Source organism: Nonomuraea sp. SBT364 (assembly GCF_001083785.1).
In the GTDB taxonomy this organism is placed as follows: domain Bacteria; phylum Actinomycetota; class Actinomycetes; order Streptosporangiales; family Streptosporangiaceae; genus Nonomuraea.
This window is the reverse complement of sequence record NZ_LAVL01000269.1, coordinates 1-7,378: the sequence shown is the minus strand read 5'-3', so window position 1 is coordinate 7,378 and position 7,378 is coordinate 1. Positions and strand designations below refer to the sequence as shown.

7 protein-coding genes are annotated in these 7,378 nt (G+C 72.6%); 4 read left to right on the top strand and 3 right to left on the bottom strand.

The window, feature by feature from the left end:
• Positions 1-3,646: DEAD/DEAH box helicase (locus tag ADY59_RS45805; protein ID WP_049577185.1), on the bottom strand; the 3,646-nt coding region annotated here is incomplete at its 3' end.
• An 89-nt stretch (positions 3,647-3,735) separates the two neighbouring features.
• Between ADY59_RS45805 and ADY59_RS45800 the strand changes: the two genes are divergently transcribed.
• Positions 3,736-4,224, top strand: a complete 489-nt coding sequence (locus ADY59_RS45800; RefSeq protein WP_049577182.1) for a VOC family protein — start codon at positions 3,736-3,738, stop codon at positions 4,222-4,224.
• Here the strand turns inward: ADY59_RS45800 and ADY59_RS50870 are convergent, their stop codons facing one another.
• Positions 4,225-4,419: a hypothetical protein gene (locus ADY59_RS50870; RefSeq protein WP_156326150.1), complete on the bottom strand. Its 195-nt coding sequence runs from the start codon at positions 4,417-4,419 to the stop codon at positions 4,225-4,227.
• A 43-nt stretch (positions 4,420-4,462) separates the two neighbouring features.
• Here ADY59_RS50870 and ADY59_RS45795 point away from each other — a divergent pair, with 43 nt between their 5' ends.
• Entirely contained in the window at positions 4,463-4,657 is a 195-nt protein-coding gene (locus ADY59_RS45795) for a DUF3046 domain-containing protein (protein ID WP_049577187.1), read from the top strand.
• Here the strand turns inward: ADY59_RS45795 and ADY59_RS45790 are convergent.
• Entirely contained in the window at positions 4,640-4,915 is a 276-nt protein-coding gene (locus ADY59_RS45790; RefSeq protein WP_049577179.1) for a hypothetical protein, read from the bottom strand. The two genes, ADY59_RS45795 and ADY59_RS45790, sit on opposite strands and share 18 nt — an antisense overlap.
• A 114-nt stretch (positions 4,916-5,029) precedes the next feature.
• On the opposite strand from ADY59_RS45790, the gene ADY59_RS45785 reads away from it, so the two are divergent.
• Entirely contained in the window at positions 5,030-5,377 is a 348-nt protein-coding gene (locus ADY59_RS45785) for a YciI family protein (protein WP_063780990.1), read from the top strand.
• A gap of 150 nt (positions 5,378-5,527) precedes the next feature.
• On the top strand, positions 5,528-6,625 hold the full coding sequence (gene recA / locus ADY59_RS45780; protein ID WP_049577172.1) for a recombinase RecA: 1,098 nt from the start codon (positions 5,528-5,530) through the stop codon (positions 6,623-6,625).
• The last annotated feature ends 753 nt before the right edge of the window (positions 6,626-7,378 follow it).

Below are 7,378 nucleotides of genomic sequence, written 5' to 3'. Positions count from 1 at the left end.
GCCCCCGGAAGAACAACGCCCCGCCACCCCCGAGCGTCTCCAGCACCTGCTCGTGCACCGGCGTCATCGTGATCTCCGCCGGCTCGGCCAGCAGCAGCGGGGCGGTGTCGGCGAAGTACAGCGACACCCACCCGTCACCGCCGGGCAACGACCCCTGCCCCACCCACATCACCTCGCCGGACGAGGTCAGCTCGTCGAGCAGCGCCGGGTGATAGCCGGGCACCCGCGACGGCAGCACCAGCGTCTCCAGCGCCGAGGCCGGCACCGCCGCCCCCTGCAGCAGCTCGACGGCCCGCACCAGTGAGTCCATCGCCCGGCCGCCGCTCTCGTACGGTGCGCCGCCCCGTGACCCGGTGATCCCGTGCCACGCGGGCAGGAACCTGGCCAGCGTCTCCGCCGCGACCGGCTCGACCTCCTTGCGCAGCCTGGCGAGCGACCTGCGCCGCAGCGTCCGCAGCACGCCGGCGTCGCACCACTCCTCACCCCGCCCGCCGGGCCGGAACTCCCCGTTGACCACCCGCCCGGGCACGGCCAGCCTGCGCAGCGCGTCGGTCACCACGGCCACGCCCAGCCCGAACCGCTCCGCGGCCGTGGCCGCGAGGAACGGCCCCCGGGTGCGCGCGTGCCGGGCCACCAGGTCGGCCAGCGGATCGGCGACCGGCTCCAGGAACACGTGCGGGATCCCCACGGGCAACGGCGCCCCGAGCGCGTCGCGCATCCGGGCGGAGTCCTCGATCGCGGCCCACTGCGGCTCGCCCGCGATCCGTACGCGGATGGCGCGGCGCGCCCGCTCCAGCTCCTCCAGCCAGGCCGGATCGCCGCCGCGCACGCTCACGTCGGGCGCGAGCAGCGGCCCGTGCGAGCGCAGCAGGTCGGCGAGGTCCTCCGCGTCACGCAGCGGCCGGTCGAGCCGCGCCAGCTCCCGCTCGGTGTCGGCGATCACGTCGGGGTCGAGCAGCTCACGCAGGTCGGCCTGGCCGAGCAGCTCGGCCAGCAGCGTCGTGTCGAGGGCCAGCGCCTGCGCCCGCCGCTCGGCCAGCGGCGCGTCGCCCTCGTACATGAACGCGCCCACGTAGTGGAACAGCAGCGACGCGGCGAACGGCGATGCCTGCGACGTCTCCACCTCCACCAGCCGCACCCGCCGCGCCGCCAGGTCGCGCATCAGCGTGACCAGGCCCGGCACGTCGAACACGTCCTGGAGGCACTCGCGCATCGTCTCCAGCACGATCGGGAACGAGGCGTACTGGGAGGCGACGCCGAGCAGGTGCGCGGCCCGCTGGCGCTGCTGCCACAGCGGGCTGCGCCGGCCGGGGACGCGGCGCGGCAGCAGCAGCGCCCGCCCCGCGCACTCCCGGAACCGGGATGCGAACAGCGCCGACCCGCCCAGCTCCTCGGTGACGATCCGCTCGATCTCGTCGGCGTCGAAGGCCGCCACGTCGGTCGGCGGCTCGGCCAGCGTGTCGGGGATGCGCAGCACGATGCCGTCGTCGGAGTGCACGGCCTGCACGTCGACGCCGTAGCGTTCGCGCAGCCGCCGGTTGATCGCCAGCGCCCACGGGGCGTGCACCCGCGCGCCGTAGGGGGAGTGGATGACCACCCGCCAGTCGCCCAGCTCGTCGTGGAAGCGCTCGACCAGCAGCGTCCGGTCGTCGGGCACGTAACCGGTGGCCTCGCGCTGCTCGCGCAGGTAGGCCAGCAGGTTGGCGGCGGCGTAGGAGTCGAGCCCGGCCTCCCTGAGCCGGTCGGGCGACTCCTGGGCGGCCTGCTCGCGCAGGAAGCCGCCGATGGCGCGGCCCAGCTCGGCGGGGCGGCCCGGCGTGTCGCCGTGCCAGAACGGCAGCTTGCCCGGCTGCCCCGGCGCGGGCGAGACGAGCACCCGGTCGGCCGTGATGTCCTCGATCCGCCACGACGTCGCGCCCAGCACGAACACGTCGCCGACGCGGGACTCGTACACCATCTCCTCGTCGAGCTCGCCCACCCGGGACGCCTTCTCGCCCACGAGGAAGACGCCGAACAGGCCACGGTCGGGGATGGTGCCGCCGTTGGTGACGGCCAGCCGCTGCGCGCCGGGGCGGCCCTGCAGGGTGCCGGTCACCCGGTCCCACACGATGCGCGGCCGCAGCTCGGCGAACTCCTCGCTCGGATAGCGGCCGGCCAGCATGTCGAGCGTCGCCTCCAGCGCGCTCCTGGGCAGCGTCGAGTAAGGGGCGGCCCGCTTGACCACGGTCTCCAGCTCGTCGACCGTCCACTCGTCGAGCGCGGTCATCGCGACGATCTGCTGGGCCAGCACGTCGAGCGGATTACGCGGATAGCGCAGCTCCTCGATGAGGCCGCTCTTCATCCGCTCGGCGACCACGGCCGTCTGCACCAGATCGCCCCGGTATTTCGGGAAGATCACGCCCTTGGACACCGCGCCCACCTGGTGACCGGCCCGGCCGATGCGCTGCAGCCCGCTCGCCACGCTCGGCGGCGCCTCCACGCACGCCACCAGGTCGACCGCGCCCATGTCGATGCCCAGCTCCAGGCTGGAAGTGGCGACCACGGCCGGCAGTCGCCCCGACTTGAGCGCCTCCTCGATCTGCGCCCGCTCCTGCTTGGACACCGAGCCGTGGTGCGCGCGCACGATCTCGGTGACCGCGCCCTTGCTCGACCCCGCCTGCGCCATCACCTCAGCGGGCATGCGCGACGGCCCGGTCTCCCAGATCGACAGGTCGACCGCCTCCGTGCCCTGCTGACGGCCGTAGGCCAGCTCGTTGAGGCGGGTGCAGAGCCGCTCGGCCAGCCGCCGCGAGTTGGCGAACACGATCGTGGACGAATGCGCCTCGATCAGGTCGAACAGCCGGTCTTCCACATGCGGCCAGATCGACCGGTTGGCCGGGTCGGGCGCGAAGTCCTCGGCGTCGGGCGGCCGGGACTCCACCTCCGTCATGTCCTCCACCGGGACGACGACCTCGACCTCGATCCGCTTGTCGGACGGCGGCTGCACCACCGTCGCCGGCCGGGAGCCGCCGAGGAAGGCCGCCACCTCGCTCACCGGCCGCACCGTGGCCGACAGCCCCACCCGCTGGGCCGGCCGCTCCAGCAGCGCGTCGAGCCGCTCCAGCGTGAGCGCCAGGTGGGCGCCGCGCTTGGTCGCCGCCACCGCGTGCACCTCGTCGACGATCACCGTGCGGACATCGCGCAGTGCCTCGCGCGCCTGGCTGGTGAGCAGCAGGAACAGCGACTCCGGCGTGGTGATCAGGATGTCGGACGGCCGGGCCGCGAACCGCCGCCGGTCCTCGGCCGGGGTGTCGCCCGAGCGGATCGCCACCGAGATCTCCGGCACCGGCAGCCCCAGCCGCCGCGCCGTCTGCTTGAGCCCGGCCAGCGGCGCGCGCAGGTTGCGCTCCACGTCGACGGCCAGCGCCTTGAGCGGCGACACGTACACGACCTTGGTGCCGCCGCCCCCGGGCGGCTCGGCGGCCAGCCGGTCGAGCGACCACAGGAAGGCCGCCAGGGTCTTGCCGGACCCGGTGGGCGCGACCACGAGCGTGTTGTCACCGCGCGCGATCGACTCCCACGCGCCGTCCTGGGCGGCGGTGGGCGCGGCGAACGCCCCGGCGAACCATTGGCTGGTCACCTGGCTGAAATGGTCGAGCGAGCTCACGCGCTCATACTGCCTCGCCGCACCGACAGAAAACGCTTTGCCACCGCGCCCCGTGATTGAGCCGCCGCTCAGGCGGACATACACCGACCGTGACCATCGACCACGCAGCCATCGAGGCTCGCCGCGAGGAGATCCGGGAGCGGTACGTTTTACCGCACCGTCCTTCGAGCAGCGCGCGCGGCCTGCACCACATCGCCCTGGTCTCGTCGGACGTGGAGCGCACCATCAAGTTCTACCAGGAGCTGCTGGAGTTCCCGCTCACCGAGATCTTCGAGAACCGCGACTACAAAGGCTCCAGCCACTTCTTCTTCGACATCGGCAACGGCAACCTGCTGGCGTTCTTCGACTTCCCCGGCCTCGACCTCGGACCGTACCAGGAAGTGCTCGGCGGCCTGCACCACATCGCGATCTCCGTCGACCCCGCCACCTGGGAGCGCTTGCGCGGGAAGCTGGAGATGGCCGGCGTGCCGCACCAGATCGAGAGCGGCGCCTCCATCTACTTCAAGGACCCCGACGGCGCCCGGCTGGAGCTGCTCGCCGACCATCTCGGGGAGATGTACGGCGCGCGCGTGCTGTGACTAACGCCGCGACGCCCTGCGCGTACGCGGCGTGCCCGCGCGCGGCTCCTGCCTGATGCCCGCGTGCCTTTCCGCGCGCTCTGCCTTCTCCTTCCGTACGGCGAGCCGCTGGTCCAGCTGTAACCGGCGGCGCCTGGCCTTGTTGGCCTTGACCTTGGCGGATCTGGGGGGTGAGGACTTGGGGGTCTTCGGCATGCGGATGTCCTACCCACTCCCGGGGGCATCCCATACTTGGGGGATGCGCCTGACCGAGTTCTGGAGACGGATGCGCGAGCACTTCGGCGACACCTACGCCGAGTCGTGGGCGCGCGACTACGTGCTGGCCCCGCTCGGTGGCCGCACCGTCGTGCAGGCGCTGGCCGAGGGCGAGAGCGCCAAGTCCGTCTGGCGAGCGGTCTGCCAGGTGGAGGACGTCTCATCCCGGCTCCGCTGAGTCCAGTTCCTCCTTCAGCGCGCGGGCGGCCCGTTCCGGGTCGGCGGCGTCGCACTGGCCGCCGGGCGACCACAGAAACTGCCAGCCCTGCTGCGACGGGGTGGCGAACACCAGCGTGCGGCGTCCCGTACGCGGATGCCACGCCCACAGCACCGGCTCGTCGCCGCCGACCAGCCGGCTCACCAGGCCCTGAGCCTTCAGCAGTGCGGCGAGAGTCTCCAGATGGGTGCGCCGTTCCCCGGTGTACGCGCTCGCCACGTCGCGGCCTCCTGACGTCTTTCTGTGAGTCTCCCCAGCTCACGGCCGCTGACAACACTCCCCTGTCGAATAGCGGGCCGGCTCGTTCGTCATGCTTCTTGAGGAGGTACGACGATGAGATTCGCTTTGCTGCTGTTCGACCCGGAGGGCTACGGGGAGTCCGTCACGGAGGCGGAGATGAAGGCCGCGCTCGCCGAGCACGAGGCGTTCGCGCGATATCTGCGGGAACGCGGGGTCCCGTTCACGGGTGAGGCGCTGCGGCCGGCGGCCCGCACGCTGCGCCCCGGGCCGCCGGGGGACCTGCCGGTCGCCGCGGACGGGCCGTTCGTCCCGCCGCGGCAGGATCTCGCGGGCTTCTACCTGGTCGAATGTGCCGGCCTGGACGAGGCCGAGGAGATCGCCCGCCACTGCCCGATCGGCGCGGGCGTCGAGATCCGCCAGATCTGGGACGCGCCCACCTGACGACGGCGCGTTCCGCGTGTGATCGAACAGTCGTTCGGCTACCATGGACCTCGCCGGGCCACTTCTTCCCCGGCGGCGGCCAAAAATGTCGGTGGCAGGCCATAGCTTGCACTCGACTGTTCGGACCCAAGACTCTCCAGGGGGAGTTCCATGGCAATCAACGACCGCGAGAAGGCCCTCGAGACCGCACTCGCTCAAATCGAGCGGCAGTTCGGCAAGGGGTCCGTGATGCGCCTGGGCGACGACGCCCGAGCCCCCATCGAGGTGATCCCCACCGGGTCCATCTCCCTGGACGTGGCCCTCGGCATCGGCGGCCTGCCGCGCGGCAGGATCGTCGAGATCTACGGCCCGGAGTCCTCCGGCAAGACCACGGTCGCCCTGCACGCGGTGGCCAACGCCCAGCGCGCGGGCGGCATCGCCGCCTTCATCGACGCCGAGCACGCCCTCGACCCCGAATACGCCAAGAAGCTCGGCGTCGACACCGACGCGCTGCTGGTCTCCCAGCCCGACACGGGCGAGCAGGCGCTGGAGATCGCCGACATGCTGATCAGGTCCGGCGCCGTCGACATCATCGTCATCGACTCGGTGGCCGCTCTGGTGCCCAAGGCCGAGATCGAGGGCGAGATGGGCGACAGCCACGTCGGCCTCCAGGCCCGTCTGATGTCCCAGGCCCTGCGCAAGGTCGCCGGCGCGCTCAGCAGCACCGGCACCACCGCCATCTTCATCAACCAGCTGCGCGAGAAGATCGGCGTCATGTTCGGCTCGCCCGAGACCACGACGGGCGGCAAGGCGCTGAAGTTCTACGCCTCCGTCCGCTTGGACATCCGCCGCATCGAGACCCTCAAGGACGGCACCGAGGCGGTCGGCAACCGCACCCGCGTCAAGGTCGTCAAGAACAAGATGGCCCCGCCCTTCCGCGTGGCCGACTTCGACATCCTCTACGGCGTCGGCATCTCCCGCGAGGGCGGCCTCATCGACATGGGCGTCGAGCACGGCTTCGTCCGCAAGTCCGGAGCCTGGTACACCTACGAGGGCGACCAGCTCGGCCAGGGCAAGGAGAACGCCCGCAACTTCCTGAAGAACCACCCCGACATGGCCAACGAGATCGAGAAGAAGATCAAGGACAAGCTGGGCGTCGGCCCCCGCCTCGACACCCCGGCCGAGGCCGCTCCCGCCCCCGCTCCCGCGGCCGCCGCGGCTCCCACCGGTCGTGGTTCCAAGTCCACGCCGAAGCCCGGTGACGTCTGATCGGTCGTCGCATGAGTGACACGGACCCGGACCAGGCGCCTCACTCCCGAGACTGGGGCGCCTGGCCAGACCTCCCCACCACGCCGTCCCGCCGCCGCCGCAAGCCGAGCACCCCCGAGAGCCCGGCTTGGCCGTCCGACGGGGCTCCCGGCCTGCCGCCCGCACGTGCCTCCGGTCGCCCCCCGGCCTCGGGGCGCCGCGGCGGCCGCCTCGCGGGGCGCGGCTGGGGCTCCCCCGACGGCCAGGACAGCGACGGCACCGGACTACCGGCCGCCGACGGCCGGTGGTCCGATGGTGATCGTGAAGGCGGGCAGCCTGGCACCGACCGCGACGGCAGCGGCCGGCGATCCGGCGACGACCGCGGTGGCGGTGGTTGGAGATCCGGTGACGACCGCGGTGGCGGCGGTCGGAGATCCGGTGGTGGGCGTGATGGCGGTGGCTGGTCGCCGGGGGCTGCTCGCGGCTCGCGGCCGGCCGGCTCTCCTGACGGTGGCGGCTGGCCGTCCCCCGACGAATGGCAGGAGCGGCGCCGCTCCAGGCCGGTCGTGGCACCGTCCGCAGAAGCGGGCCCGGCCGCTCCTCAGCCAGAGGCAGCGGCGTCATCCGAGGTAGCCCGAACCGCGCACCCGTTCTTCGCAGCGGGCGATTCGGCGCCGTCGGATGACCGCGCGGAGCCCGCGCCCTGGGCTACGACCGAGGAGGCGGCCGCATCTGCCGAGCCGCCTGGTTTCACACCCCCCAGCCCCGAGGCCC

Coding starts and splice junctions, on each gene's coding strand:
- recA (WP_049577172.1), top strand. CDS start 5,528: ATGGCAATCAACGACCGCGAGAAGGCCCTCGAGACCGCACTCGCTCAA.
- ADY59_RS45785 (WP_063780990.1), top strand. CDS start 5,030: ATGAGATTCGCTTTGCTGCTGTTCGACCCGGAGGGCTACGGGGAGTCC.
- ADY59_RS50870 (WP_156326150.1), bottom strand. CDS start 4,419: ATGCCGAAGACCCCCAAGTCCTCACCCCCCAGATCCGCCAAGGTCAAG.
- ADY59_RS45795 (WP_049577187.1), top strand. CDS start 4,463: ATGCGCCTGACCGAGTTCTGGAGACGGATGCGCGAGCACTTCGGCGAC.